The organism is Nocardia sp. FBN12, from assembly GCF_054031145.1.
The window spans coordinates 2,818,093-2,843,997 of sequence record NZ_CM132926.1; the positions used below are offsets into that span (position 1 = coordinate 2,818,093).

Annotated in this window: 24 protein-coding genes; 17 read left to right on the forward strand and 7 right to left on the reverse strand. The window is 68.4% G+C overall.

The genetic code is table 11. The annotated features are described in order from the left end of the window. Positions 1-19: 19 nt before the first annotated feature. Positions 20-1,228 (reverse strand): CaiB/BaiF CoA transferase family protein, encoded by a 1,209-nt coding sequence (locus tag ACWZHB_RS13685; protein WP_427908315.1) that lies wholly within the window; start codon positions 1,226-1,228, stop codon positions 20-22. Further along, positions 1,225-2,691, reverse strand: coding sequence for an aldehyde dehydrogenase family protein (locus tag ACWZHB_RS13690; RefSeq protein ID WP_427908316.1), 1,467 nt, complete (start codon positions 2,689-2,691; stop codon positions 1,225-1,227). Before ACWZHB_RS13690 ends, ACWZHB_RS13685 begins: the two co-directional genes overlap by 4 nt. A 261-nt stretch (positions 2,692-2,952) precedes the next feature. Between ACWZHB_RS13690 and ACWZHB_RS13695 the strand changes: the two genes are divergently transcribed. The 9 genes from ACWZHB_RS13695 to ACWZHB_RS13735 are packed head-to-tail and all read left to right on the forward strand — an operon-like array spanning position 2,953 to position 11,025. Beyond that, positions 2,953-3,660 (forward strand): SDR family NAD(P)-dependent oxidoreductase, encoded by a 708-nt coding sequence (locus ACWZHB_RS13695; RefSeq protein WP_427908317.1) that lies wholly within the window; start codon positions 2,953-2,955, stop codon positions 3,658-3,660. Positions 3,661-3,691: 31 nt separating this feature from the next. After that, entirely contained in the window at positions 3,692-4,552 is an 861-nt protein-coding gene (locus ACWZHB_RS13700; protein ID WP_427908318.1) for a mycofactocin-coupled SDR family oxidoreductase, read from the forward strand. Positions 4,553-4,563: 11 nt separating this feature from the next. Continuing rightward, positions 4,564-4,758 (forward strand): ferredoxin, encoded by a 195-nt coding sequence (locus ACWZHB_RS13705; RefSeq protein ID WP_427908319.1) that lies wholly within the window; start codon positions 4,564-4,566, stop codon positions 4,756-4,758. Between the two features lie 11 nt (positions 4,759-4,769). After that, positions 4,770-6,131, forward strand: a complete 1,362-nt coding sequence (locus tag ACWZHB_RS13710) for a cytochrome P450 (protein ID WP_427908320.1) — start codon at positions 4,770-4,772, stop codon at positions 6,129-6,131. A 36-nt stretch (positions 6,132-6,167) separates the two neighbouring features. Then, the gene (locus tag ACWZHB_RS13715) at positions 6,168-7,865 is read left to right on the forward strand and encodes a thiolase C-terminal domain-containing protein (RefSeq protein ID WP_427908321.1); all 1,698 of its coding nucleotides are present in this window, start codon (positions 6,168-6,170) and stop codon (positions 7,863-7,865) included. Positions 7,866-7,885: 20 nt separating this feature from the next. Next, complete coding sequence (locus ACWZHB_RS13720; protein WP_427908322.1) at positions 7,886-8,842, forward strand: alpha/beta hydrolase; 957 nt, start codon at positions 7,886-7,888, stop codon at positions 8,840-8,842. Positions 8,843-8,847: 5 nt separating this feature from the next. After that, complete coding sequence (locus tag ACWZHB_RS13725; RefSeq protein ID WP_427908323.1) at positions 8,848-9,357, forward strand: DoxX family protein; 510 nt, start codon at positions 8,848-8,850, stop codon at positions 9,355-9,357. Between the two features lies 1 nt (position 9,358). Then, positions 9,359-10,195, forward strand: coding sequence for an NAD(P)-dependent oxidoreductase (locus ACWZHB_RS13730; RefSeq protein WP_427908324.1), 837 nt, complete (start codon positions 9,359-9,361; stop codon positions 10,193-10,195). A gap of 8 nt (positions 10,196-10,203) precedes the next feature. After that, on the forward strand, positions 10,204-11,025 hold the full coding sequence (locus ACWZHB_RS13735; protein ID WP_427908325.1) for an NAD(P)-dependent oxidoreductase: 822 nt from the start codon (positions 10,204-10,206) through the stop codon (positions 11,023-11,025). A gap of 234 nt (positions 11,026-11,259) precedes the next feature. Here ACWZHB_RS13735 and ACWZHB_RS13740 read toward each other — a convergent pair whose 3' ends face one another. Further along, positions 11,260-11,448 (reverse strand): ferredoxin, encoded by a 189-nt coding sequence (locus tag ACWZHB_RS13740; protein WP_410872847.1) that lies wholly within the window; start codon positions 11,446-11,448, stop codon positions 11,260-11,262. After that, a complete protein-coding gene (locus ACWZHB_RS13745; RefSeq protein ID WP_427908326.1) occupies positions 11,445-12,740 on the reverse strand; it encodes a cytochrome P450 in 1,296 nt (431 codons plus the stop codon). Before ACWZHB_RS13745 ends, ACWZHB_RS13740 begins: the two co-directional genes overlap by 4 nt. Positions 12,741-12,882: 142 nt before the next feature. Here ACWZHB_RS13745 and ACWZHB_RS13750 point away from each other — a divergent pair, with 142 nt between their 5' ends. The 3 genes from ACWZHB_RS13750 (at position 12,883) to ACWZHB_RS13760 (ending at position 16,241) form a co-directional block, all read left to right on the forward strand. Beyond that, entirely contained in the window at positions 12,883-14,019 is a 1,137-nt protein-coding gene (locus ACWZHB_RS13750; protein WP_427908327.1) for an acyl-CoA dehydrogenase family protein, read from the forward strand. 32 nt (positions 14,020-14,051) lie between these two features. After that, a complete protein-coding gene (locus ACWZHB_RS13755; protein WP_427909158.1) occupies positions 14,052-15,281 on the forward strand; it encodes an acyl-CoA dehydrogenase family protein in 1,230 nt (409 codons plus the stop codon). Between the two features lie 642 nt (positions 15,282-15,923). Continuing rightward, the gene (locus ACWZHB_RS13760) at positions 15,924-16,241 is read left to right on the forward strand and encodes a hypothetical protein (RefSeq protein WP_427908328.1); all 318 of its coding nucleotides are present in this window, start codon (positions 15,924-15,926) and stop codon (positions 16,239-16,241) included. Between the two features lie 66 nt (positions 16,242-16,307). On the opposite strand, the gene ACWZHB_RS13765 is transcribed toward ACWZHB_RS13760, so the two are convergent. From ACWZHB_RS13765 to ACWZHB_RS13775, 3 genes are read right to left on the reverse strand one after another with little or no spacing between them, the layout of a single operon-like run. Continuing rightward, a complete protein-coding gene (locus ACWZHB_RS13765; RefSeq protein WP_427908329.1) occupies positions 16,308-17,075 on the reverse strand; it encodes an enoyl-CoA hydratase/isomerase family protein in 768 nt (255 codons plus the stop codon). Further along, the gene (locus ACWZHB_RS13770) at positions 17,075-18,346 is read right to left on the reverse strand and encodes an acetyl-CoA hydrolase/transferase family protein (protein ID WP_427908330.1); all 1,272 of its coding nucleotides are present in this window, start codon (positions 18,344-18,346) and stop codon (positions 17,075-17,077) included. Before ACWZHB_RS13770 ends, ACWZHB_RS13765 begins: the two co-directional genes overlap by 1 nt. Continuing rightward, entirely contained in the window at positions 18,343-19,560 is a 1,218-nt protein-coding gene (locus ACWZHB_RS13775; protein WP_427908331.1) for a CaiB/BaiF CoA transferase family protein, read from the reverse strand. The genes ACWZHB_RS13770 and ACWZHB_RS13775 overlap by 4 nt, the downstream gene beginning before the upstream one ends. A gap of 63 nt (positions 19,561-19,623) precedes the next feature. Here ACWZHB_RS13775 and ACWZHB_RS13780 point away from each other — a divergent pair, with 63 nt between their 5' ends. From ACWZHB_RS13780 to ACWZHB_RS13800, 5 genes are all read left to right on the forward strand, one after another. Beyond that, positions 19,624-21,144 carry a class I adenylate-forming enzyme family protein gene (locus ACWZHB_RS13780; protein ID WP_427908332.1) on the forward strand — a complete coding sequence of 507 codons (1,521 nt, stop codon included), beginning with the start codon at positions 19,624-19,626 and terminating at the stop codon, positions 21,142-21,144. Then, complete coding sequence (locus ACWZHB_RS13785) at positions 21,141-21,911, forward strand: SDR family NAD(P)-dependent oxidoreductase (RefSeq protein WP_427908333.1); 771 nt, start codon at positions 21,141-21,143, stop codon at positions 21,909-21,911. Before ACWZHB_RS13780 ends, ACWZHB_RS13785 begins: the two co-directional genes overlap by 4 nt. A gap of 95 nt (positions 21,912-22,006) precedes the next feature. Continuing rightward, positions 22,007-22,990 (forward strand): acrylyl-CoA reductase (NADPH), encoded by a 984-nt coding sequence (acuI, locus tag ACWZHB_RS13790; RefSeq protein WP_427908334.1) that lies wholly within the window; start codon positions 22,007-22,009, stop codon positions 22,988-22,990. Positions 22,991-23,003: 13 nt separating this feature from the next. Next, positions 23,004-24,197: a MaoC family dehydratase gene (locus ACWZHB_RS13795; RefSeq protein WP_427908335.1), complete on the forward strand. Its 1,194-nt coding sequence runs from the start codon at positions 23,004-23,006 to the stop codon at positions 24,195-24,197. Next, complete coding sequence (locus ACWZHB_RS13800) at positions 24,191-25,882, forward strand: class I adenylate-forming enzyme family protein (protein ID WP_427908336.1); 1,692 nt, start codon at positions 24,191-24,193, stop codon at positions 25,880-25,882. The genes ACWZHB_RS13795 and ACWZHB_RS13800 overlap by 7 nt, the downstream gene beginning before the upstream one ends. Positions 25,883-25,905: the final 23 nt, after the last annotated feature.

Below are 25,905 nucleotides of genomic sequence, written 5' to 3' on the forward strand. Positions count from 1 at the left end.
GTCCGCTCCTTCCGGACGCTCAGGTGACCGCGCCCGCGGTCTTGAGCGTGATGATGCGATCCCAGTCGAGTCCGAGTTCGAGCAGGATCTCTTCGGTCTGTGCGGCGAACTCCGGTCCCGGCCGCACCTGCGGCGGCGCGACATCGAACTGCACCGGGCTGGCGACCAGCTCGAGCTCGCCCGCGGGCAGCACATAGTCGTTCGCTCTGATCTGCGCGTCGGCGAGCAGCTGCAGCGAGTCCTGCACCGGCGCCCATGGACCGGCCAGTGTCGCGAATCGCCGCGTCCACTCGGCCAGGGTGCGCCCGCCGATCACCTCGCGCAGGATCGCCACCGCCGCCGCGGTGTGCTCGGCGATCGAGGCCGCGTCGCGAAAACGCGGATCATCGGCGAGTTCCGGGCGGTCGATATGCCGACACACATCGCCCCAGAACTTGGCCGGCTGGAGCATCACGAACGACAGGTACCGGTCGTCGGAGGTGGCGTAGAGGCCCGACAGCGGGTTCGCCGGCGCGCCGTGTACGCCGGGTCGGGGCGCCACCATCGGCTGCTGCTGATGTGCCGACAGCGCGATGGTGTGGCCGAGTGCCCACAGCCCGCTGCCGAGCAGTGACACGTCGACGACCGAGGTTTCCCCGGTACGCTCCCGTTTCAGCAGCGCCGCGGCGATACCGCCCGCCAGATTGGTGCCGGAGATGGTGTCGCCGAACGCCGGACCGGGCGGGGGGATCAGCCCTTCCACACCGGGCGGGGTGATGCTCGCGGCGATCCCTGCCCGGCACCAGAAGGCGGTCATGTCGTACCCACCGCGCCCGGATTCGGCGCCGCGTGGTCCGAGCGCGCTGCCGCGGGCGTAGACGATGCCGGGATTCACCGCGCGGATGTCGTCGAGGTCGATCCCGAACTTGGCCCGAGCGGACGGCAGAAAACTGGTGAGGAAGACGTCCGCGTCGCGGGCCAGCGACTGGACCACCGCGCGTCCCTCCGGCACCGACATGTCGATGCCGATACTGCGCTTGCCCCGATTCGCGTGCTCCACATTCGGATTCGGTTCGCCCTCGACGGTGAAGTTGCCGACCCGGCGCAACCCGCGCTGCGGATCTCCCCCGCTCGCGTGCTCCACCTTCACCACGTCGGCACCCCAGTCCGACAGCACCGCTCCGGCCGAGGGCACGAAACCGTACATCGCGACCTCGAGCACCTTGATGCCCGCCAGCGGCCCGCTCACGCGACGACTTCCGCGAGGGTTTTGCGCTCGAGGAACTCCTCGAACCCGTCCTTGCCCATCTCCCGGCCGATCCCGGATTGTTTGTACCCGCCGAACGGAGCATCCGGGTGAAAGTAGTTGCCGCCGTTGATGCTGAACGTCCCGGTGCGCACCCGGCGCGCCACGGCCTTGGCCCGGTCGGCGTCGGCGCTGAACACCGCACCGGACAAACCGTAGATCGAGTTGTTGGCGATGCGGACCGCGTCGTCGTCATCGGTATAGGGGATGAGCGCCAGGACCGGACCGAACACCTCTTCCTGCGCGATCTCGCTGTCGGGGTCGACATTCGCGAGCAGCGTGGGGGCGTAGAAGAAGCCGGGGTCGAGCTTGTGTCCACCCGTCACCAGCGTGGCGCCCGCGGCGACCGCGCGCTGCACCATGGCGTCGACCTTGTCGCGCTGCTTGTCGCTGATGAGCGGTCCCATATAGGTTTTCGGGTCGTTCGGGTCACCGTGGCGAACATGGGCGAGATTCGCCGCGACCAGCTCGGCGACCTGATCGTGCGCCTGCGCGGGAACCAGCAGCCGGGTGGTGAGCGCGCAACCCTGGCCCGCGTGGGTGACCACGCTGAACGCCGCGAACATCGCCGCCGTGGCGTAGTCCGCGTCGTCGAGCAGGATCATCGCCGACTTGCCGCCGAGTTCGAGGAACACCTTCTTGAGGGTGGCGCTCGCGGCGGCCATGATCTCGCGGCCCACCGGCGTCGACCCGGTGAACGTGACCACGTCCACGTCGGGATGGGTGGTCATCCGCTTGCCCACCTCGATATCGGAGGACGCCAGCACGTTCACCACGCCGGCCGGGATCTCGGTGTGCTCGGCGATGATCTCGCCCAGCGCCAGCGTGGACAGCGGGGTGTCGGGCGCGCCCTTGAGCACCACGGTGCAGCCTGCCGCCAGTGCGGGCGCCAGCTTGGCCAGCGCGAGCTGGTGCGGATAGTTGTAGGCCGCGATCGCGGCGACCACACCGGCCGCTTCCTTCTCGACCCACCGGTGGTGCTGCTGACCCCGGATCTCGACATTGCCGAGGTCCTCGGTCCAGGCGTAGTCGTCGAGCAGGTCGGCGTAGAAGCGCACGATCTCGAACGGTGTCTCGAGCTGATTGCCTTGGGTGAGCGCCCGAGTGGCCCCCACCTCAGCGATCGTCAGCGCACGCAGGTCCTCGACGTTGTCGCGCAGTGCGCGATAGAGCTGGTTGAGGCAGCGTCGACGGAACCGAGGGTTGGTCGCCCAGTTGGTGTCGTCGAACGCGCGGCGCGCGGCGGCGACGGCCTCGTCCACGTCGGCGACGCCGGCTTCCGGCGCGTACCCGTACACCTCGCCGGTAGCCGGATCGAGCGAAGCGAGCGTCCGCCCGGTTTCCCGAAGCCGCCCGTCGACAAGCAAACGACGTGTCACCGTCCCCGCCACTTCCTGCGTTGACATCCCGCCTCCTCGCTGGGGACCGACTCCCCATGGAAATCCAATTCTCTTGCGGTGAGAATGGTACTGCCGCGTGGCGGATCGCGGCAAGAATCCGCCGATATGACCCAATTGGGCACATTTTCCGAACGTGCCACCACCGGCCGAATCCCAATTCGACTCTTGCGAACCACGACGTCGCGAGAGTACGGTTCTCGCATTCGGAAGGGAGATTCTTGTGTTCCGCATTACACCGGCAGCGAGGGCCGGAACGGAGGGTCGCGCGTGAAGACGGCGGTAGTCACCGGAGGTGCTTCCGGCATCGGGCGCGGGATCGCCGAACGCCTACGCGACGGCGGATTCCATGTCGCGACCCTGGATCTCGCCCCGCCCACCGACGACGACTTCGCCTATCGCGCCGACGTCACCGACCCGATCCAGATCGCGGCGGCACTCGATGCGGTCCGGGCGACACTCGGCCCGATCACGATCCTGGTGAACTCGGCCGGGCTCGATGGCTTCCAGCGGTTCAAGAAGATGTCGTTCGAGCAATGGCAGCGGGTCATCGAGGTGAACCTGCACGGCGTCTTCCACACGATTCAGGCCGTGCTACCCGACATGCTCGACGCGGGCTGGGGCCGCATCGTCAACATCTCCTCGTCGAGCACGCATTCGGGCCAGCCGTTCATGGCGCACTATGTCGCGGCCAAGTCGGCGGTCAACGGCCTCACCAAAGCGCTTGCGCTGGAACTCGGCCCATCGGGGATCACCGTGAACGCGGTGCCCCCCGGTTTCATCGACACCCCGATGCTGCGCAAGAACGAACAGGCGGGCCGGCTCGGCGGGACGGTCGAGGACCACATCCAGCGCACACCCGTGCGCCGGATCGGCACACCGGCCGATATCGCCGCCATGTGCGCCTTCCTGATCTCCGACGAAGCCGCCTACATCACCGGACAGATCTTCGGGGTCAACGGCGGTCGCAACACATGAGCACCAAGCATTTCGACCGAGAGGAAATCCCGTGGGACGCGTAGAGGGCAAGGTCGCCTTCGTCACCGGAGCGGCACGCGGCCAAGGCCGCAGTCACGCCGTCCGGCTGGCCGAAGAGGGCGCCGACATCATCGCTGTGGACATCTGCCGCGATGTCGAGACCATCGGCTACGCGCTGTCGCGGCCCGAGGACCTCGACGAGACGGCGCGGCTGGTCGAGAAGACCGGGCGCCGCATCATCGCCGAGCAGGCCGACGTCCGCGACGTGGCCCAGCTACGAGCGGTCCTCGACCGGGGCGTGGCCGAATTCGGCGGCCTCGACATCGTCATCGCCCAGGCGGGCATCGCCGGGATGAAGGGCACGCCGCAGTGGCAGGCGTGGTCGGACGTGATCGACACCAACCTGATCGGTGTCATCAACAGCATCCAGGTGTCACTGCCGCATCTGAAGGCGGGCGCCTCGATCATCGCCACCGGTTCGGTCGCGGCCCTGATGGACATCGCCAAGGTGGATCAACCCGGCCGCGATCCCGGCGGCGTGGCCTACGTGGTGGCCAAGCGCGGCCTGTCCGAGTATGTGCACCATCTGGCCCTGCACATCGCGCCACAGCAGATCCGCGCCAACGTGATCCACCCGACCAACTGCGACACCCCGATGCTGCAGAGCGAACCGATGTACCGATCGTTTCGACCCGACCTCGAGCATCCGACCCGCGCCGACGCCGAGCCTGCCTTCGGTGTCCAACAGGCGATGCCCATCCCCTTCGTCGATGCCGGTGACATCAGCGCGGCAGTGCTTTTCCTGGCGTCGGACGAGTCGCGCTTCATCACCGGAACGCAGCTGCGCGTCGACGCCGGCGGCTATCTGAAGTGGCACGAATACCACATCTGAGAGGAATCACTGTGAAGGTCCACGTCGATCAGCAGCGCTGCCAGGGGCACACATTGTGCGCCATGATCGCACCGCAGTCGTTCGAACTCAGTGACATCGACGGCCACTCCTCGCCGCTGCGCGAGGCCGTGCCGTCGGATCAACAGGAACAGGTGCGCGAGGCCGTGCACTCGTGCCCCGAGCGCGCGATCACCCTGGCGGAATAGAGGTACATGACATGACCGTCGACGATCTCGGCCACGACGCCGAACGCAAACAGCCCAGATTCCACTTCGACCGCTACGCACCGCGATACCGCGAAGAGTTCTCCGAGATCACCGAGTCGATGCAGCGCGAGTGCCCGATCGCCTGGACCGACACCTACGACGGCCACTGGGTCGCCGCGGGCAACCGTGAGGTCTTCGAACTCGCCCGCTGCCCACACGTGTCCAACGACCACGACACCCAGGGCGTCCGCAAGGGCTACCGCGGCATCTCGATCCCGCCCGCGCCGCGCGCCAGGGGTATCCGCGGCGGCATTCTCGAGATGGACGAACCCGAGCACCGGGAGTTACGTTCGGTGCTCAACCCCTACCTCTCCCCCGCCGCGGTCAAGCGCTGGGTGCCGTTCGTGGACGAGGTCGTGCGGGCCGCGATCGACGAGCACATCGAGAGCGGGCGGATCGATTTCGTCGACGACCTGGCCAATGTCGTGCCCGCCGTGCTCACCCTCGGCATGCTCGGGGTCCCGCTGGCGAAGTGGACCATCTACAACGAGCCGGTGCACGCGGCGGTGTACACCCCACCGGACTCCCCGGACTATCCGCGGGTGGCCGAAATGCACCGGACGCTGGGCATCGACCTGCTCACCAATATGGCCGAGATCCGGACCACCCCACGTCCCGGCCTGATCCACGCGGTGCTCGGTGCCACGCTCAACGGTGAGCCCCTGCCGGACATGGAGATCCTGGGCATGCTCAGCCTGCTCATCGGTGGCGGGTTCGACACCACCACCGCGCTCACCGCCCATGCGCTGGAATGGCTGTCGGAGAATCCGGCCGAGCGCGAGATGCTCAGCCGCGAACGCGATGTGCTGCTCGACCCGGCGACCGAGGAGTTCCTGCGCTACTACACGCCCGCGCCGGGCGACGCGCGCACCGTCGCGGCCGACTGCGAGGTGGCGGGCGCTTCCTTCCGGGAAGGCGAACGACTGTGGCTGTCGTGGGCGATGGCCAACCGCGACCCCGCCGTGTTCGAGGACCCCGAAAAGGTCGTACTCGATCGGAAAGGCAACCGGCACTACAGTTTCGGGCTCGGTATCCACCGCTGCATCGGCTCCAACGTGGCGCGCGTGGTGTTCAAGCGCATGCTCGTCGCCGTACTCGATCGGATGCCCGACTACCAGGCTGTCGCGGCGGAGACCGTCCACTACGACACCATCGCGGTGATCCAGGGCATGCGGCATCTGCCTGCCACCTTCACACCCGGTCAGCGGCTCGGGCCCGGCCTGGACGAGACGCTGGCGAAGCTGCAGAAGGTCGTCGACGAACAGCGGCTCGCCGAGCCGGTGACGATCAATCGCGCCAGCGCGCAAATCTGACCACACCGCTCGCTCAGCAGAAACAAGGAGGCGCCCGTGGCGGCGGACAGCACCGGAGGGCGCGAGAAAGACACGGCCGCACCCGCGTCCGGGCGGCCCCTACCCCTGCTCGGCTTGGACACCGAGTTCTTCTGGACCGCAGGCGCCGACGGCGTCCTGCGGATCCAGGAGTGCCTCGGCTGCGCCGCGCTACTGCATCCCCCGCAGCCACGGTGCCGCTACTGTCGCGGCCACGAGCTCGGCGTCCGCGCCGTGTCCGGCCTCGCGACGCTCATCGGCTTCACCGTGAACCACCGATTCGCTGTCCCCGGCCTCGATCCGCCGTACGTGGTGGCCACCGTCGCGCTGACCGAGGACCCGCGAGTCCGGTTGACCACCAACATCATCGAGGCCGAACCGTCCATCTTGGAGCTCGGGATGCGGGTCGAGGTGGTCTTCCACCCGGACGGCGACGTGTGGCTACCCCTGTTCCGGCCGGTCGCCGAGCAGCCGGCGGTGGCCGAGCTGCCCTGCGACGAGATCGCGCCCGACACCTTCGCGCGGCGCGTGCGGCCGATGCTGCGCGGCACCAAGTTCGAGGACGAGGTCGCGCTCACCGGCATCGGAATGTCGCAGATCGGCCGCAGGCTCATGGTGCCCGCCCTGTCACTGACCGTGGCGGCCTGCGAGCGCGCGGTGGCCGACGCCGGACTCACCTTCGACGACATCGACGGCCTGTCGTCCTACCCCGGCGGCGGCAATCTCGGCGGTTTCGCCGAGGGCGGCGTGATGGCACTCGAGGCCGCCCTCGGTATCCGGCCGACCTGGCACAACGGCGGCATCGAAACGTTCGGCCCCGGCGGCGCCGTGATCGCCGCCATGACCGCGGTGGCCGCCGGGCTGGCCCGGCACGTCCTGTGCTTCCGCACGGTGTGGGAGTCCACCTTCAGCGAGCTGATGAAAGCGGGCCGCATCGGCGCCACCGGTGGCCGGACCACCAGTTGGCTGACACCGTTCGGCGCCACCTCGGCAGCGCACACGCTGGCGCAGAAGGCGCAGCGGCACTTTCACGAGTACGGCACCACCAGGGAGACGCTCGGCTGGATCGCGCTGAACCAGCGCGCCAATGCCGCCCTCGACCCCAGCGCGGTCTATCGCGACCCGATGACCATGGACGACTATCTGAACGCGCGCCCCGTCACCACTCCGTTCGGGCTCTACGACTGCGACGTGCCGTGTGACGGTGCGGTCGCCGTCATCGTGTCCGCCACCGACACAGTCGCCGACCTGCCGAGCACACCGGTGTTCGTCGAAGCGGTCGGCACCCAGATCCTCGAGCGCGTCGAATGGGACCAGAGCACACTCACCCATGAACCGCAGGTCCTCGGCCCGGCCGCGCATCTGTGGAGCCGCACCGATCTTCGTCCCCGCGATGTGGATGTGGCCGAACTCTACGACGGTTTCACCTTCAACTGCCTGTCCTGGATCGAGGCGCTCGGATTCTGCGGAATCGGTGAGGCCAAGGACTTTCTCGACGGCGGCAAGAACATCGCCCGCGACGGGCTGATCCCGGTGAACACCCACGGCGGACAGCTCTCCCACGGCCGCACCCACGGAATGGGACTGATCCACGAGGCGGTGGCGCAGTTGCGCGGGGAGGCCGGGCCGCGACAGGTGGCCGGTGCCAGGGTCGCGGTGGTTTCCAGCGGCGGGCTCACCCCCGGCGGCGCGATGCTGCTGCGCACCGAATCGTGACGGCCAGAAAGCGAGACATCGTGACGCTCATCCACTCCGAACTCCGTGACCTCGGTGACGATGCCCGGGAGTCCGTTGTCACCGAGGTCGGTGGTGTGCCGATCTCCGGGCTGCTGGCCGAGGCACCGTCGCCGCGTGCGGTGCTGCTCGCGCTGCACGGCGGCTCGACCACCTCGGCGTACTTCGACTGCCCCGGCTATCCGGAACTGTCGCTGGTCCGGCTGGCGCACCGGCTCGGCTACACGGTGCTCGCACCGGACCGACCCGGATACGGCAGCTCGGCATCGTACGCCCATCGGCTCGCCGCGCCGGACGTTCGCGCGGACGTGATGTTCGAGGCGATCAGCGCGTTCCTGCGCGACCGCCCGCGTGGCGCAGGTGTTTTCCTCACGGCCCACTCGGCCGGATCCGAACTCGCGATGCGGATGGCAGGCGATCCGCGGTTCGCCGACCTACTCGGCGTGGAACTGGCCGGTACCGGGTGCCGCTACCACCCGGACGGCGCGGGCATCCTGCGCACCGTCGGCCCCGACAGCCCACGACCACCCGGCGTCGGTGACCTCATCTGGAATCCGGCGCGGCTCTATCCGTCGGGTACCCACCGTGGCGCGTCGATCGCGGTGCCTGCCCCGCCGTTCGAGACCGAGGCCGTCGTCGATTGGGGTTCGAAGGTCTTTCCCGAGCTGGCGGCCGGAATTCGGGTGCCGGTACGATTCACCGCGGGCGATCACGAGCGGGTCTGGTGCAACGACGCCGCGGCGCTGGCGGAGGTGGGGGCGATGTTCACGGCCGCACCTCGCGTCGTGCTCAACAGCCAGCCCAATACCGCACACAACATCAGCGTCGGCCATACCGCCGTCGCCTATCACCTGGGCATGCTCGCCTTCGCCGAGGAGTGCATAGTCGCCGCGGAACACGGTGAATTCACCGGTCCCACACCACAATTCGACGGCGGCCCCGTGTCGCCGAGGAAGTGATTGCCATGGACGCGACCGATGTCGCACTCTTGCTGTTGCGAGTAGTTCTCGGCGGCACCATGATCGCGCACGGAGTCAACCATTGGCTCGGTGGCGGCGGGATAGCCGGCACCGCCGGCTGGTTCACCGGACTCGGCCTGCGCAACGGGCTGTTGCAGGCGTGGCTCAGTGTGATCACCGAGATCGGCGCCGGCGCACTGCTGGTCCTCGGCCTGTGCACGCCGCTGGGTGCGGGCGCGGTGGTGGGCGTGATGCTCGTCGCGGGGCTGCTCGCGCACCGCACCCACGGATTCTTCGTGTTCAAGGAGGGCTACGAGTACGTCCTCGTGCTCGCGGTCGCGTCGGTCGCGCTCGGCATCCTCGGCCCCGGCCGGATCTCGCTCGACCACGCCCTCGATATCGCGGTCACCGGATGGTGGGGCGGCGTGGTCGCCCTCGGCCTGGGGATCGCCTCGACAATCGCCCTGCTCGCGGCGTTCTATCGCCCGGCGACCACCGGACAGGAGGCGCACTGAAATGCGCGTCGGATTCATCGGATTGGGCAGTCAGGGCGGGCCGATGGCGCGCCGCATCATCGATGCCGGGTTCACGACCACGCTATGGGCGCGTAGGGCTGCCACGCTCGAGCCCTACGCCGACACCGCGGCAGGTACCGCACAGTCTCCGGCCGAGCTGGCCGCGGTCAGTGACCTGGTGTGCGTCTGTGTCGTCGGCGATGCCGATGTCCGTGAGGTCGTCACCGGAGACAAGGGGGTGCTCGCCGCGATGGCAGCCGGAACGACGCTTGTCATCCACTCGACCGTGCACCCGACGACCTGCCGGGAGATCGCGGAACTCGCTGCACCCCTTGGTATCTCAGTTCTAGATGCACCGGTGAGCGGTGGTGGTCCCGCGGCTGCCGAGGGCAGGCTGCTGGTGATGGTCGGCGGTGCCGTCGAAGCGGTCGAGGCCGCGCGGCCGGTTTTCGCGACGTACGCCGATCCGATCGTGCACCTCGGCGAGGTCGGCGCCGGACAGTTCGCCAAACTGCTGAACAATCTGCTGTTCACCGCGAATCTGGCTACCGCACAAGGGACTTTGCGTCTCGGGGCCGAACTCGGTGTCGACCCCGGTCGGCTCGGGGAAGTCATCACGCACGGCACCGCCAGCAGTTTCGCGCTGGGCCGGGTCGTCGCCGCGGGCGGCACCCTCGACGCGCTAGCCACCCGAGCCGGCGACCTGCTGCGCAAGGATGTCGGCTTGATCGCCGAATTGGCCGATGCCGCGGGCGCCACGCCGGGAATCGAACTGGGTGCCGCCGATGCCGCGCTGGCCGTGATGAACCGCGAGCGCGCGGCGATACCGAGCAGGTAGGAGCCGGCATGCGGGTGGGATTCGTAGGCGCAGGGCGGATGGGCCGCCCGATGGTCGCGCAGTTGGTCGCGGCCGGGCATACAGTGCGCGTGCTGGCCCGCACCGATCGGGCGCACGCGGAGTTAGCGGCGCTCGGCGCTACCCCCGTGAACTCGGCGATCGAGGTGGCACGGGGCACCGAGGTGGTGCTCGTCTGCGTGTTCACCGACGATCAGGTTCGCGAATTATGCTTGGGAGGAACGCTTCTCGGTGAACTTCCGCGCGGCGCGCTGATCGTCCTGCACACCACCGGCAGCCCCGAGACGGCTGATGCCGTCGCCGCTAGGGCGCGCGACCGGGGTATCGGCGTGGTCGATGGCCCGGTCAGTGGCGGCCCGCACGATATCGCCGCGGGCACACTGACTGTGTTCCTCGGCGGCACCGAATCCGATGTCATCACAGCCAAGGCCGTGGTGGGTGCGTATGCCAACCCGATGCTGCACGTCGGAGCACTCGGGGCCGGTCAGCGCGTCAAACTGGTGAACAACATCTTGTTCGCGGCACAGATCGGCTTGGTCGCCGAGGCAGTGCGCCTCGGCGCACAGCTCGGGCTGCCCGAGCCTGCCCTGCTCGCCGCGCTCCCTCATGCCAGCAGCGGCGGGCGGGCGATCTCGAGTGTCGCGGCCCGCGGATCGGTCGATGAATTCCGTTCCACCGTAGGGGAATTCCTGCGCAAGGACATTGCGGTAGCCCACGATCTCGCTGCGGCGCTCGGTGCCGATCTCGGCTTGCTCGGCCCCGCGGTGCGAGCAGGCCTCGCCCCGATCGCACCCGAAGCTCCCACGGCATAGTCTCCTCGGCCACTCAGGCTGAGGACGGATCCGGCTCATCAACCGCTCAGCGCCATAGTCGGATCGGCCCATCAACCGTTCGGCTGGTCAACCGCTCGGTCGATCAACCGCCCAGCCCCGCAATCGGATCGGCCCCATCAACTGCTCGGCCGATCGACCACTCAGCCCACAAACGAATCGGCCGGGTGGATCACGCTGCGGTACAGCATGATCCACCCGGCCGGTGGTTGTCGCTCACTCGACGACGATCGCACTCTCCGGGCAGGCGGAGACGGCGTCGGCCACCGCGTCCTCCAGGTGTTCGGGCACCGCGCCCGCGACAGCTTCGGCGTATCCGCTGTCGGTCAGGGTGAAGACTTCCGGGCACAGCCCCAGGCAGGCACCGTGGCCACGGCAGCGATCCGCGTCGACAGTCACCTTCATCGGGCGTCCTCGGCCACGTCCACTTCCAGATGCAGCGACGTGAGCCCCCGGAGTATGTAGGTGGGCAGATACTGATATTCGCGCGCGTCCGCCGGTCCGTGCACGCTCTCGTCGATCCGCAGGTCGGTGGTGCGGTCCAGCAGTCGCTCGATGGCGATCCTGGCCTCCGCGCGAGCCAGCGGCGCGCCGGGGCAGGTGTGCACCCCACGCCCGAACGCGATGTGCTGGCGGGCATTCGACCGTGCCGGATCGAAGGTCGACGGGTCATCGAAGCGGCGCGGGTCACGGTTGGCGGCTCCGTTGACGACCATGAGCACCGTCCCCACCGGCACGTCGGTGCCACCGACCGTCGTGGTCGTCTTCGCGAGCCGGAAGTCGCCCTTGATCGGGCTCTCCATCCGCAACGCCTCCTCGATGAAATTGTGAATGCGGCTCTTGTCCTCGCGCAGGTGCGCCTGGATGTCGGGCCGTTCGGCGATCAGTTTCATTGCCGCACTCAGCAATCGGACCGTGGTCTCCTGGCCGGCCGAGAAGACGTTGGCGGCCACCCGCACGACATCGAGGACCTCGGGCTGAGAACCATCAGGGAAGGTCGCGGTGGCCAGGCTGGTGAGTACGTCGTTGCGCGGGTTACGCCGGCGATCCTCGATATAGGACGAGAACCTGGTGTACAGGAACTCGATCGGGTTGTGGGACATGCCCTCGCCCTCGGTACTGCCGACACTGGCGCCTTCCCGGTGCGGGTCGCGCTGCAGCGCGTGCAGGAACTCCTCCTGGTCGTCGGCGGGCACACCGAGCAGATCCGCGATGACGTACAGCGTGAAGGGACCGGCGAACTCCCGCATGTAATCACCACCATTGGCCAGATAGTGGTCGAGCATGCGGTCGGCCATCGACCACATCGCCTCCTCGTTCTCCTTCAATCGCTTCGGGGTGATCAGCCGCATGAGCAGCGCACGGTGCTCGGAGTGCATCGGCGGATCCATCGTCGGCAGCTGATCGCTCATCGGGAGGCTGTCGCGATGTTGTTCGATCAGCGCGGCGACATCGCTGTTCTCGTCCAGCGGGACAGGGAATCCGGGAAACGGACCCGTGACGGCGTTGCAGGAGGAGAACCGTTCGACGTCGTTGTAGACCTCGAGCGCCTCGTCGTAGCCGGTCACCATCATCACCTCGTGATGGGGTTCCCGCATCACCGGGCACTGTTCCCGCAGCGAATCGAAATAGGGGTAGGGATCTGCGACCAATTCCTGTCCGAGGAAGAAGTCCAGATCCTGGAAGTTGTTCACCACGCGACGGTCCCTTCGAGATTCCGGTCGACGCCATCCGAAGGCTGTCAGTGCCGGTTGACTTCCGTGATTGAGAATAAGCCTCTCACATGTGAGTATGAGATTTCCACAATGGCAGCTTCGCGTCAACCGAAGGACCGACCACATGCCCCACGATCCCACCGCGGACCAGCGGTTTTTCCAGACGACCACCCGAGATTTCCTCGCCGGCACGGTGCCGATCGCCACCGTGCGCGCGCTCGCCGAGTCCGGTACCGGTTTCGACCGGGACTGGTGGCGCCACGGCGCCGAGCTGGGCTGGACCGCCATGCTGGTGCCGGAGAGCCTCGGCGGCGGCTCGGTCTCGGGCCATCCGATGACCGAACTCGCCCTGGTGGCAACCGAACTCGGCCGCGGTGCGGCGCCAGGACCGTTCGTCACCACCACCGCGGTACTCGCCGGACTCGCCACGGTCGGTGACCGCCTCGCCGAGACGGTGGGTGCCATCGTGACCGGCGAAACCGTTGCCACCTGGGCGGTTTACGAGCCGGGCATGGGTTTCGCCCCGCTCACCGGCACCGTGTACGGCACCCGTGCGGTGGCGACCGGTGACGGCTTTCGGCTGACCGGCGTCAAGGACCGGGTGGAGGCGGCCGATCAGGCGGACCTGTTGCTGGTCACGGCTACCGGCGACGACGGCCCGCTGCAACTGCTGGTGCCCGCCGACGCTCCGGGTGTCACCGTCAGCCCCAGCTGGACTGTCGATCTCACCCGCCGGACCGGGCGCGTCACCTTCGACGACGTCATCCTCGGCGCCGAGGCGGTGACCCACACCGGAACCGAGGCCGTCACCGCCCTGCGCGCGCAGGCCGGAGCCGCCGCGCTGCTCACCGCCGCGGAATCGGCCGGTGCCGCCGACCGGGCGCTCGACAGCACGCTGACCTGGCTGTTCGAGCGCTACACCTTCGGCAGGCCGTTGGCCTCGTACCAGGCGCTCAAGCACCGGATGGCCGACAACAAGACCTGGCTGGAGGCCTGCCGCGCCACCGCGTTCGCCGGCGCGGCGGCCTGGGACGCCGGTGCGCCGGAAACCGCGGAGTACATCAGCATCGCGAAATCCTATGTCGGCGCCAAAGCGCCCGTGATCGCCCAGGATTGCGTGCAGTTGCACGGCGGTATCGGCGTCACCTGGGAACACGATCTGCACCTGTACCTGCGCCGGATCACCCTCGGCCGCGCGCTGTACGGCACGCCGGAGGAACACCGCCGCCACATCACCGATCTGCTCGACACCGCGGCATGACCGCATCGTCCACCGAGGAAGGCACCGCAGCTATGACCACCGACATCGAGCCCGTCGCGGAATTCCGCACCAGAGCACGGAATTGGCTGCGGGCGAACATGCCCCCGGCACCGTCGGTGGCCCCGCCGTCCGACACCGAGGCGGCATGGGATCGTGCTCGCCAATTGCAGCGGTTGCTCCACGACGGCGGTTTCGCCGGCATCTGTTTCCCCACCGAGTACGGCGGGCTGGGGCTCACCGCCGACCACCAGGACGCGTTCACCGACGAGTCCATCCCCTACGAGATGCCGCTGCTGCTGAATGTGCCGACCCTGGCCATCTGCGCCGCCAGTCTGCTCGATCTCGGCACCGAGGAACAGAAGCGCACGCATCTGCCCGCGGTGTTGCGCGGTGAGCAGATCCTGGTGCAGTTCCTCTCCGAGCCACGCGGCGGTTCGGATCTGGCCGGTCTCACCTCCCGCGCCGACCGCGACGGTGATCGCTGGATCCTCAACGGCTCCAAGATCTGGAGCTCGGGCGCCTACGCTGCCGACTACGCCCTGTGCCTGGCCCGCACCGAATGGTCGGTGCCGAAACATCAAGGCCTGACACTGTTCCTGGTCCCGGTGCACGCCGAGGGCGTCACGGTGCGGCGGATCAAGCAGGTCACCGGATCGACGGAGTTCTGCCAGGAGTTCTTCGACGATGTCGAGCTCCCGGCGGACGCGGTGGTCGGCGAGGTCGACGCGGGCTGGGCAGCCGCCTCGCGCCTGCTCTTCCACGAACGGGCCGCACTCGGCGGCACCTCGCCCTACACCAGTGGCGCGCGACCGCACCTCGGCGGCGAGGCGGACCAGTTGCTGCGCCTGGCGACAGCGACCGGTCAACAGGACAATTCGCGGGTGCGCGAGGACATCGGCGAGGCACGGGCGATGAATGTCGTACGCGACCAACTCATCTCGCACGTGACCCAGGCGATCACAACGGGCGCGCTACCCCCCGCGGCGGGCGCCATCCCCCGGCTCTTCTCCGCCGAGAACGCCTGGCTGCAAACCGATACGGCGGTGCGCATCGCCGGGCCGATGGCGGCCACGCACACCCAGGGAGACAGCGCCGACACCGAAACCGTCGGACTCGACTATCTGTTCCGCGCGGCGTGGAGCCTGGCCGGTGGGAGCACCGAGATGGCGCGCAACGTGATCAGCGAACGCGTGCTCGGCATGCCGAGGGAGTCGGCCGCCGATCGCGACGTGCCCTTCAACGAGGTTCCGCACGGACGGTGAGTTGTCAAGAATTCGCCCGACGTGCATCGATGCTGCCCGAAGCGGTTGTGTAGCGCCTTGGACTCACTCCGGTGAGCGGCGGGTGTCCCCGCGTCGTCGGCGGTCGGTGAGATCTACGGGTTCCGTTCGTGGACCGACGACGATGGCGGGTGACACCTGACGAGGGCCGGGCCCTACCGCGCCGGCGACGAGCTTCTGCAACGTCGCCGCGCACGGTCCGCGAGATGACCCGCTCGCCTTTCCTGGCTACCCCTGGTGCGGTTGACTGTCCAGCACGTCGGACTCGAATGCCCCTGTGCCCCAGCCACTGCCACCTCAGCCGCCGGTAGCCGCCGCAAACCCCCGGGCCCGGCACGGCCTGTTGGCGGCTGCAATCATGACCAACGAGACCGGCAGCCTGTATTGCTTGGTGATGCCCAGCCGCTACGCCATAGTCCAGGAAGAACAACGCTGGGCTCCCGATACAGCCGCCATGGTGCTTGCGGCACCATGGCGATCCCGACCGGGCAGGACCTCACCGGCGATAGCCTCGGTCTCGGCGCGAGACCGCACCGGCATCTGGCGCACTGTGACCGAATGCCGAGTCGGCAAGAACGCCAAGGCCTACGATCCTTCCGGCTCGAAATCTGAACGGAGAATCACATGGATAGTCCCGCCGTCGGCATTCTCATGGGCGCAATGATGGTCGGCATCGTGTTCGGGTGCGCCAGCCTGGCTATCGCCGAGCGGAAGCGCCGTAGTCCTGGCGGATTCTTCCTGGTGGGGTTCCTGTTGGGCCCGCTCGGCATCCTGGCAGCGGTGCTGGCAGCGCCCGGTGAACCGGCCCCGCCACCCGGCATGCGCGCTGTGATGTGTCCTCGGTGCAACGCGCGCCAAAACATCGCAAGGGACCAGGCCGACTTCGAGTGCTGGCAGTGCAAGCTGGTCAGCCAGACCCAGGCCGCGTACCGGGGGCGGTAGCCGCTTGCCGAAGTACATTCGCACGGCCGAGCCGGCAGCTGTGATACGTCGGCGAAGACGCACTCCTCACCTACCGGTCCAGTGGGGTGCGCGCTTGTCGGCGAACGCGCGGGGACCTTCCTGCGCGTCCGAGCTGTGGTAGCAGTGCGTCGAAGCGTGCCGTGCCGCCTGGAGGGCAGCCGATCGGCCCATTTCGGTGGCGAGCATGACCGTCTCCCTGGCGGCGCCCACCGACAGCGGGGCACCGGCCGCGACCTCCCGCGCCAGGTCGAGCGCGGCGGACAGCAGGTCCGCGGGCTCGGCGAGGCGGTTCACCAGGCCGATCTCGTAGGCCCGGCGCGCGTCGATCGGCTTGCCGGTCAACAGGATCTCCATCATGATCCGCTGCGGGATCATGTGGATCAGCGGCGCGGCCCACGGCGAACTGCGCCCCACCTTCACCTCGGTGATCGCGAAGGAAGCGGTGGTCGAGGCGACACACAGATCGCACGCCTGGGCGATCATCCAGCCCCCGGCGAAGGCGACGCCGTTCACGGCGGCGATCGTCGGTTTGCTCAGTGCCACAGTGTCATACGGCACCGGGAACATGTCCCGGGGCGGAACCGCCATCGCGGTCTCCACCATCTCCTTCAGATCGCCGCCCGCGCAGAACGCCGGACCGGCGCCGGTGAGCACGGCGACCCGCAGCGCCGGATCGTCCTCGAACCGCGCCCAAGCCTCGAACAGTCCGGCCCGCACATCGCGGGCGAGACAGTTGCGAGTATCGGGGCGGTTCAAGGTGATCACCGCGATCCCGTCCGGGCGGGCCTCGAACAACACAGCATCGTCGGACATCAGAAACCTCTCCGCTGGATCTCGCGCGCCGCACGGTCCAGGTCGTCGCGAAAATCGGGGTGTGCGATCGCGATCAGCGCGCGCGCACGTTCGGCAAGGGTCCGGCCCACCAGTTCGGCGGCACCGAATTCGGTGACGATCACGTCCACCTCGGTGCGTGCGGTGGTCACCGGGCCGGACAAGGTGGCGGCGATCCGGCTGACGGTCCCGCCCCTGGCCGTGGATTGCAGAGCGATCACCGACCGCCCGCCCGGCGATCGCACACCCGCGCGCACGAAATCGACCTGTCCGCCGGTACCACCGAAATAGGCCGTCCCGCTCTGTTCGGCGTTGACCTGTCCGGTGAGGTCCACCTCCACCGCCGAGTTGACGGTGACCAGCCCACTGAGCCGGGCGAGGACGGCGGGGTCGTGGGTGTAGGCGGTGCCGCACATGCGGATGTGTGGATTGCCGTCGGCGAAACGGTAGAGCCGCTGGGTGCCGATCAGGGCACCGGTGATCGACACTCCGCGGTCGATCTCCTTGCGCGCGTTGGTGATCACCCCCGACTGCACCAGGTCGACCACACTGTCGCCGATCATCCCGGAGTGCACGCCGAGATCGGTGCGGTCGCGCAGCAGACGCAGTACGGCGTCGGGCACCGCGCCGATGCCGACCTGCAGTACCGCGCCGTCCTCGATGAACCCGGCAACGTGCCGGGCGATCGCGTCGTCCGCGGGCCCGATGGTCGCGGGCGCGACACAGACCGGGTCACGCGAAACCCGGACCGCGTAATCGATCTCGTCGGCGTGGATGCGCTCGCCCATCGTGCGCGGCACCCGGTCGTTCACCTCGGCCACGACCACCCGGGCCGCCCGCACCGCGGCACGCACGTGATCGCTGATCACGCCGAGGCTGTGTGTCCCGTCCGCGGCGGCGGGCGCGACCTGGACGAAGGCGATGTCGCAGCCGAGCTCACCCGCCTCGAGCATCGGCCCGATCCGGCTGACGTGGCACGGCACCACACCGAGCCGGTGCGCCGCCGACAGTGCCCGCAGCGCGCCGATGGCACCCATGCTCACCGGCTCGAACACCGCCGCGGCCGCCGGTGTGAGAAGACCGGAGAAGCTGGTCGCGATGAACAGTGACAGATCCGGGATCTCGCCGCCTTGCGCGATGAGCAGCTCGATCAGGGAGGTCGGCTCGCCGCACGCCTGCCCCGCGACGATCCGGTCGCCGGGACGCAGGATCGCCCGAAGATCGAGGTCGGCGGCGGACAACACAGCCGTCATCGTGCCCACCCACCACGGACAACCGGCTGAGTGGGCACCTCGCCGGTATTCCTCGACAACGCCTCTCCGGTGACCACCGAGCGGACTCGGTCGAGGACCTCGTCGGTATCGGCGCCGAGTCGGGGCGCCGGGCCTGCGACTCGGCCCGGGGTTCGCGAGAACCAGGCGGGCGGGCCGGGAAAGCGAACCGGTCCGTGGGGGGTGTCGACGGTCTGGAAGAAGCCGACCGCGGCGAGGTGGTCGTTGTCGAACAGCTCGTCGAGGGAGCGCACCGGCGCGGCCGGAATGTCGAGGGCACGTAGCAATGTCAGCCATTCGGCGGTGGTCCGCTGGGCGAAGATCTCGCTCAGCCCCGCGTAGACGGTGTCGATTCGCGCCGCGCGCTGGGCCAGCGTGGCGAACTCCGGCCCCGCCCAAGGCGGGCGCACCGCGTCGACGAACGCCGTCCAGTGCTTGTCGTTGTAGACCAGTGCCGCCAGGTACCCGTCGGCGGTGCGGTAGGGCCTGCGGTCGGGAGTGACCGCCCGTGGATAGATCGCGGGGCCGAGCGGTGGATCGAACATGGCACCGTTGGCGTGCTCGACGAGCATGAACGCCGCCATGGTCTCGAACATGGCGACCTCGACTTCCTGGCCCTCGCCGGTGCGCTCGCGATGCAGCAGTGCCATCGTGGTGGCGTACACGGCGGTGAGTCCGGCGACTTTGTCGGCGATGATGCTGCCCACGTAACCCGGTGTGCCGGTGAGCATTTCCTGCGCGTAGGGCAGTCCGCACTCGGCCTGGACGGTGTCGTCGTAGGCGGGACGATCGGAGTCGGGCCCGCCGCGGCCGTAGCCGTAGCAGTTGGTGTAGACGATGTTCGGGTTCACCCGCGCTACGTCCTGGTAGCCGAAACCGAGACGCTCGATCGCCGCCGCCCGCATCGAATGAACGAACACATCGGCGCCGGCGATCAGCTCACGCAGCGCGGCTGCGTCCCGCTCGGTGCGCAGGTCGAGCACGACACTGCGCTTACCCCGGTTGACGTTGACGAACACCCCGCTCATGCCCGGCTCGGGACCCACCGAGATATAGCGGGTGTCGTCACCGCGCGGCGGTTCGACCTTGATCACGTCGGCGCCCATGTCGGCCATGATCTGCGTGCAGTAGGGGCCCATCACCATCGCCGTCAGGTCGATGACCCGCATCCCTGACAGCGGACCTGTGTGTTCCATCGTGTCCTCTTCGCCCATCACGTCCGATCGGACTAACTAGTGAATCCTTGCAAGGATAGTGCTATGAAAGAAGGCGTGGACAGCAACATCGGCAAAATCCGTGCTCCGCGCCCCATCGCAACGGTGCTCGACACAGCCCTGCGCAGCCGCCCCGGCGCCACCGCGTTGATCGCCGCGGCGGGCGCGTGGAGCTACGCGGAACTCGACGAGCAGGCGGCGCGGGCGGCGGGCGCGCTGTGGTCGCTCGGCGTCCGTCCCGGCGACCGGGTCGCGGCCTGCCTGCCCAACGACCTCGGCATCGTCGCCGCGTTCCACGGCGCGCAGCGCATCGGCGCGATCTGGGCGGGTATCGGCGAGGCGAACGCCCCGGCCGAACAGCAGTACCTGCACGATCTCTGCGATCCCACCGTGGTGCTGGCCGGACCCCAGTGGCGCGCCGAGTCACCGCGGGCCGTGCATCCGGACCGCTGGGCAGACGAACTCACCCGCGCCGAACCCGCGCCCGACCTCACCCACGACATCGACGCCGCCGCGGGCATCGCGTTCACCAGCGGCACCTCCGGGCGACCGAAGGCGGTGGTGCACAGCCAGCGCAACCTGATGCTGCCCGGCGCGGTCGTCCTCGCGACCCGCGGTTGGGGCCCTGATCTACGCCGGGGCGACAGCTTTCCGCTCACCATCCTCAACATGATGGTGTTGTCCACCCTCACCACGGCCCAGGCAGGTGGTTGCGCGGTGATCATGGACCGTCGCGACGTGGCCGGAGTGGCCGAATGGATCGCCGAACATCAGGTGACGGTGTGGAACGGCGCCCCGGCCCAGCTCTACGATCTCGCGCGCCGACCGGACGCGAATCTCCGGTCCTTGCAAGAGATCTGGAGCGGCGGCAGTGACACCCCGGACGCGGTCCGCACCACCTTCGCCGACACCCACGGGCTCGTACCCCGAACGACCTACGGCCTCACCGAGGCACCGACGGTGGTCGCCATCGACCCACCCGGCACCGCCTGGACACCGGGGAGCAGCGGCCTGGTGCTCCCCCACCTCGACGTAGCCGCCTACGACGACGAGGGCGACCGTTTACCGCCGGGCGCACTGGGCGAGCTCTGCCTGACCACCGCGCGGGAAGGCCCGTGGGCGGGACTCTGGCGACCGCCGCTCGGCCACTGGTCCGACGGCGAGATTCACCCGCTTCCGTTGGGCCCCTTGGCTACCGGCGACATCGGCACCGTCGACCCCGCCGGACAGCTCGCCGTGCTGGACCGGAAGAAGATGGTGATCATCCGCGGTGGTGCGAATGTCTACCCACTCGAAGTGGAGCGGGTGCTGGCGATCCACCCGGACGTCACCAAGGTGGCGGTATGCCCCGTGCCGGACGAACGACTCGGACAAAAGGTCGCCGCACTCGTCGAAACAAGCTGTACCACTATCGATTTCGACGAACTCGCGGCACTGTGCCGACGCGAGCTCGCCGGTTACAAGGTGCCCGAGATCTGGACCAGAGTGGATGCGCTGCCGGTGAACGCCATGGGCAAGATCGAGCGCACCGGGCTCACCGCACTCGCGCAGCGGGCGCAGCGATGAGCGCCGACACCGCACTGCGGTTGTTCGACCTGACCGGCCGGGTCGCGGTGGTGACCGGCGCGTCGTCGGGACTCGGCGCCGCGGTGGCCGAGGCGCTCGCCGGGCTCGGCGCTCGTGTCGCGGTCCTCGCCCGCCGAACCGACCGGCTGACCGAACTCGCCACCCGCGTCGACGGACTCGCGGTGGTCTGCGATCTGGCCGATCCCGAGCAGATCGCCACCGTGGCACCGACCGTCGCCGAACGGCTCGGCCCGCCGACGATCCTGGTGAACGCGGCGGGCAACAGATTCACCACCGAGCGCGCCGAGGACGAACCACTCGACGCCGTCCAGCACACCCTCGCCCTCAACCTGGTGGCTCCGTTCCTGCTGGCCCAGGCGCTGTTCCCGCATATGCGCGACGCCGGGGGCGGTTCGGTGGTCAACGTTTCCTCGATCAGCGGCCGGGTCGGCATTCCGGGTATCCCCCAGGCTTCGTACGCGGCGAGCAAAGCCGGATTGTCCGGGCTCACCACCGAACTCGCGGTGCAGTGGGCCCGGCACTCGATCCGGGTGAACACCGTCGCGCCCGGCTTCTTCCGCAGCGAGATCACCGACAGTCTCTACGACAGCCCCCGCGGCGCCGAGTACCTGCGCCGCAACACCCCGCTGCCCAGCGAAGGCACGGCACAGGACCTGGTCGGCGCCATCACCTGGCTCGCCGGCGACGCCGCTCGCTATGTGACCGGCCAAACCATCGTGGTCGACGGCGGCTGGACGGCTCGCTGACACCCGCGGCGGGTTGACACCGACCCCACCCGATGAAAGCATGATTATACCTATCGGAGAATCACATTCTCCTCATAGCGGAAGGCCCCTCCCTGATGTTCTCGGCAATACTCCTCGAGAAGAGCGGTACGGAATCGAAGGTCTCGTTGACCAGCGTGTCCGACAACGAGCTCCCGGACGGTGATGTCACCGTCGACGTCGCGTACTCCACCCTCAATTACAAAGACGCGCTCGCCATCACCGGAAAATCGCCGGTGGTCCGTTCGTTTCCCATGGTGCCCGGAATCGACCTGGCGGGCGTGGTCGCCGAGAGCAGCCACCCCAGCTGGTCCCCCGGCGACACCGTGGTGCTCAACGGCTGGGGCGTCGGCGAAACCCATTGGGGTGGTCTCGCGCAACGCGCCCGGCTGCGCGGCGATTGGCTGATCCCGCTGCCGGACGCGTTCACCACACGCCAGGCGATGGCGATCGGCACCGCCGGCTACACCGCGAGTCTGTGTGTGGAAGCGCTGGTGCGCCACGGCGTGACTCCCGGCGACGGCGAGATCCTGGTGACCGGCGCGACCGGCGGGGTCGGCAGCGTCGCCATCGCCCTGCTCACCGCGCTCGGCTACACCGTGGTCGCGGCGACCGGCAAGCCGGCCGAGGCAGGCTATCTGAAGGATCTGGGCGCGAGCACCATCGTCGACCGAGCCGAACTCGCCGAGCGCGCAAAACCACTGCAGAAAGAGCGCTGGGCGGGTGTCGTCGAGGCCGCGGGCAGCCACACGCTGGTCAACGCGATCGCGCAGACCCGCTACGGCGGCGCTGTCGCGGCGTGCGGTCTCGCCCATGGCATGGATCTGCCGGGCACCGTCGCCCCGTTCATCCTGCGCGGGGTCACCCTCTACGGCATCGACAGCGTGCAGGCGCCCACCGCACGCCGCATGCAGGCGTGGGCGCGGCTGGCCCGCGACCTGGATCCGGCCGCACTCGAATCCATCGCCACCGAAGTGCCGCTGGGCGAGGCGATCACCGCCGCGAACCAATTCTTCGACGGCACTGTGCGTGGCCGTCTCGTCGTCGACGTCAACCGCTGAACTGGAGAATCCTGTGGCCACGAAGAAGCGCACCGCGGATATCGAACTCGACCTCACCGACGTGGACCACCGCGTCGGCAAGCCGGTCGGTGGCGGGCAACTGTGGGATCCGTGTAGTACCTCCGACATTCGCCGCTGGGTGATGGCGATGGACTACCCGAACCCGCTGCACTGGGATCACGAGTTCGCGGGCAACTCCCGCTACGGCGGGCTCGTCGCGCCCCAATCCATCGCGGTCGCACTGGATTACGGGCACGGCGCGCAGCCGGCGTGTGTCGGGCGCATCCCGGGCAGCCACCTGATCTTCGGTGGCGAGGAGTGGTGGTTCTACGGCGCGCCGGTGCGCCCCGGCGACACCTTGTTCCAGGAGCGGCGTTTCCACGACTACTCGGTGGCCGACACCAAATTCGCCGGACCCACCATGTTCTCCCGCGGCGACACGACCCACCGCAATCAGCACGGCGTGCTCGTCGCCAGGGAGCGATCGACCGCCATCCGATACCTCGCCGCGGAGGCCACCAAGCGTGGCATGTACGACAACCAGCTCGGTGCGGTGAAGCGGTGGACCCAGGACGAGCTCGTCGATGTCGACCGCCTGCGCCACGAGTGGATCCTGTCCAATCGCGACGGGACCTCACCGCGTTTCGACGAAGTGAAGGTGGGCGATGTACTCCCCCGCCGGGTGATCGGTCCGCACAGCATCGCCAGTTTCACCACCGAGTACCGGGCATTCCTGTTCAACATCTGGGGCACCTTCGGCTGGACGGCGCCCGCGGGGATCGACGACCCGTGGATCAATCAGGATCCCGGCTGGACCGACGGATTCGGGTTCGACGAGGAAGGCGCGCGGATCGACCCGCGCAAGCGCGACGGCCTCTACGTCGGGCCGTCTCGTGGCCATATCGACGCCGACAAGGCCGGTGAGGTCGGGATGGCCAGGGCCTATGGCTACGGCGCGACGATGGGTGCCTGGTGCACCGACTATCTCGCGTATTGGGCGGGCAACGACGGTCTGGTCCGGCACACCAAAGCCGACTTCCGCGGTCCGGCGTTCGAAGGTGACGTCACCTACTTCGACGCCGAGATCATCGGCAAGGAACCCGATTCGGCATGGGGCGTACCCCTGGTTCAGGTGCGGCTGAAGCTTACCAACCAGGACAACGCCACGCTGGTGACCTGCACCGCCGAGATCGAGCTGCCATGCTGAATTCGCCCGCCGCCGCGGCGATCGCGGTCGGCCCGCCGCTGTCGGACGAACCCGGACTCGGGGCCCTCACCCTGCCCGGTTTCCTGCGCGAGGTGACCGAGCGCTACGGCGACCGGGAGGCGCTGCGCGCGCACGACGGCACCGGTGTGACCAGCTGGACCTACCTCGAGCTGTGGAACCGCGCGGTCGAGGTGGCGCGCGCCCTTCGTGCCTGCGGCGTCGGCAAGGACACCCGCGTCGGCGTGCTGATGACGAACCGGCCGGAGTGGCTGGCCGCGGTCTTCGGTACCTCCCTGGCAGGTGGGGTGGCCGTCGCACTGAGTACCTTCTCCACCTCCGCCGAACTCGACCATTTGTTGCGGGTATCCGATGTCTCGGTATTGCTGTTCGAACGACAGGTCGCGCGAACCGATTTCGTGTCGGTGCTCACCGAACTGGAACCGGCACTGGCTGATTCGCCGTTTGCAGGGGTCCGGTCCACGACCTACCCGTTCCTGCGGCACCTCGCCGTGGTCGGTGAGCCGGCACCCGGCACCGCGATCGAGACGTGGGCCGACTTCCTGGCTCGGGGCACGGCGGAACCGGCCGAGCTGATCGCGGCCATCGCGCAGTCGGTCCAGCCCAGCGACACCGCGGTGATCTTCTTCTCCTCCGGCACCACCAGCAAACCCAAGGGCATCCGCAGCGCCCATCGCGGTGTCGCGGTGCAGATGTGGCGATTCGGGCGAATGTTCGCCTTCGACACGCACGACACCGTGCGCTGCTGGGCGGCCAACGGCTTCTTCTGGTCGGGCAATTTCGGGCAGGCACTCGGCGCGACCCTGGCGGTGGGCGGAACTCTGGTGTTGCAGCGTCTGTTCGACGCCGCCGAGGCGGTCGCCCTGTTCGAATCGGAACAGGTCACCTTCCCGGTGGCCTGGCCACATCAGTGGGCCCAGCTCGCCGCCGCGCCGAACTGGCCGGACGCGGATCTGAGCAGCCTGACGTTCGTGGATCGCGGCACTCCGGCCGGTACGCACCCCACGGTGCAGACCGACTGGACCGAATGCGGGCACGCCTACGGCAACACCGAGACGTTCACGATCTCCACCTGTTATCCCGCGTGCACACCCGAACACGTGCATGCGGGCAGTAGCGGAATTCCGCTGCCGGGGGTCCGGGTGAAGATCGCCGACCCGCTCACCGGGGCGGTCCTCGAGCGCGGTGACAGCGGTGAGATCTGTATCAAAGGACCCACGCTCATGCTCGGGTACCTCGGCACGCCGCTGGACGAAACCCTCGACACCGAAGGCTATTTCCACACCGGCGACGGCGGCTATCTCGACGACGAGGACCGGCTGTACTGGACGGGCAGACTCACCGACATCATCAAGACCGGTGGGGCCAATGTCTCTCCGCTCGAAGTGGACGAACAACTAGCGCGCTGTCCCGGGGTGAAGATCGGGCGCACCGTCGGTGTTCCGCACGACACGCTGGGTGAGGTGGTCGTGGCCTGTGTCGTGCCACAACCGGACACCGCCCTCGACGCCGAGATGCTGCGGGGATTCCTGCGTGAACGTCTCGCCAGCTACAAGGTGCCCCGTCATGTCCTACTCTTCGCCGAGGACGACTTCTCGCTCACCGGTAGCGCCAAGATCAAGTCAGCCGACCTGCGGGAGCTCGCCGCCGCACGGCTGGCGCAGTAGCCCGGCACAGTCACCGAGCAGCA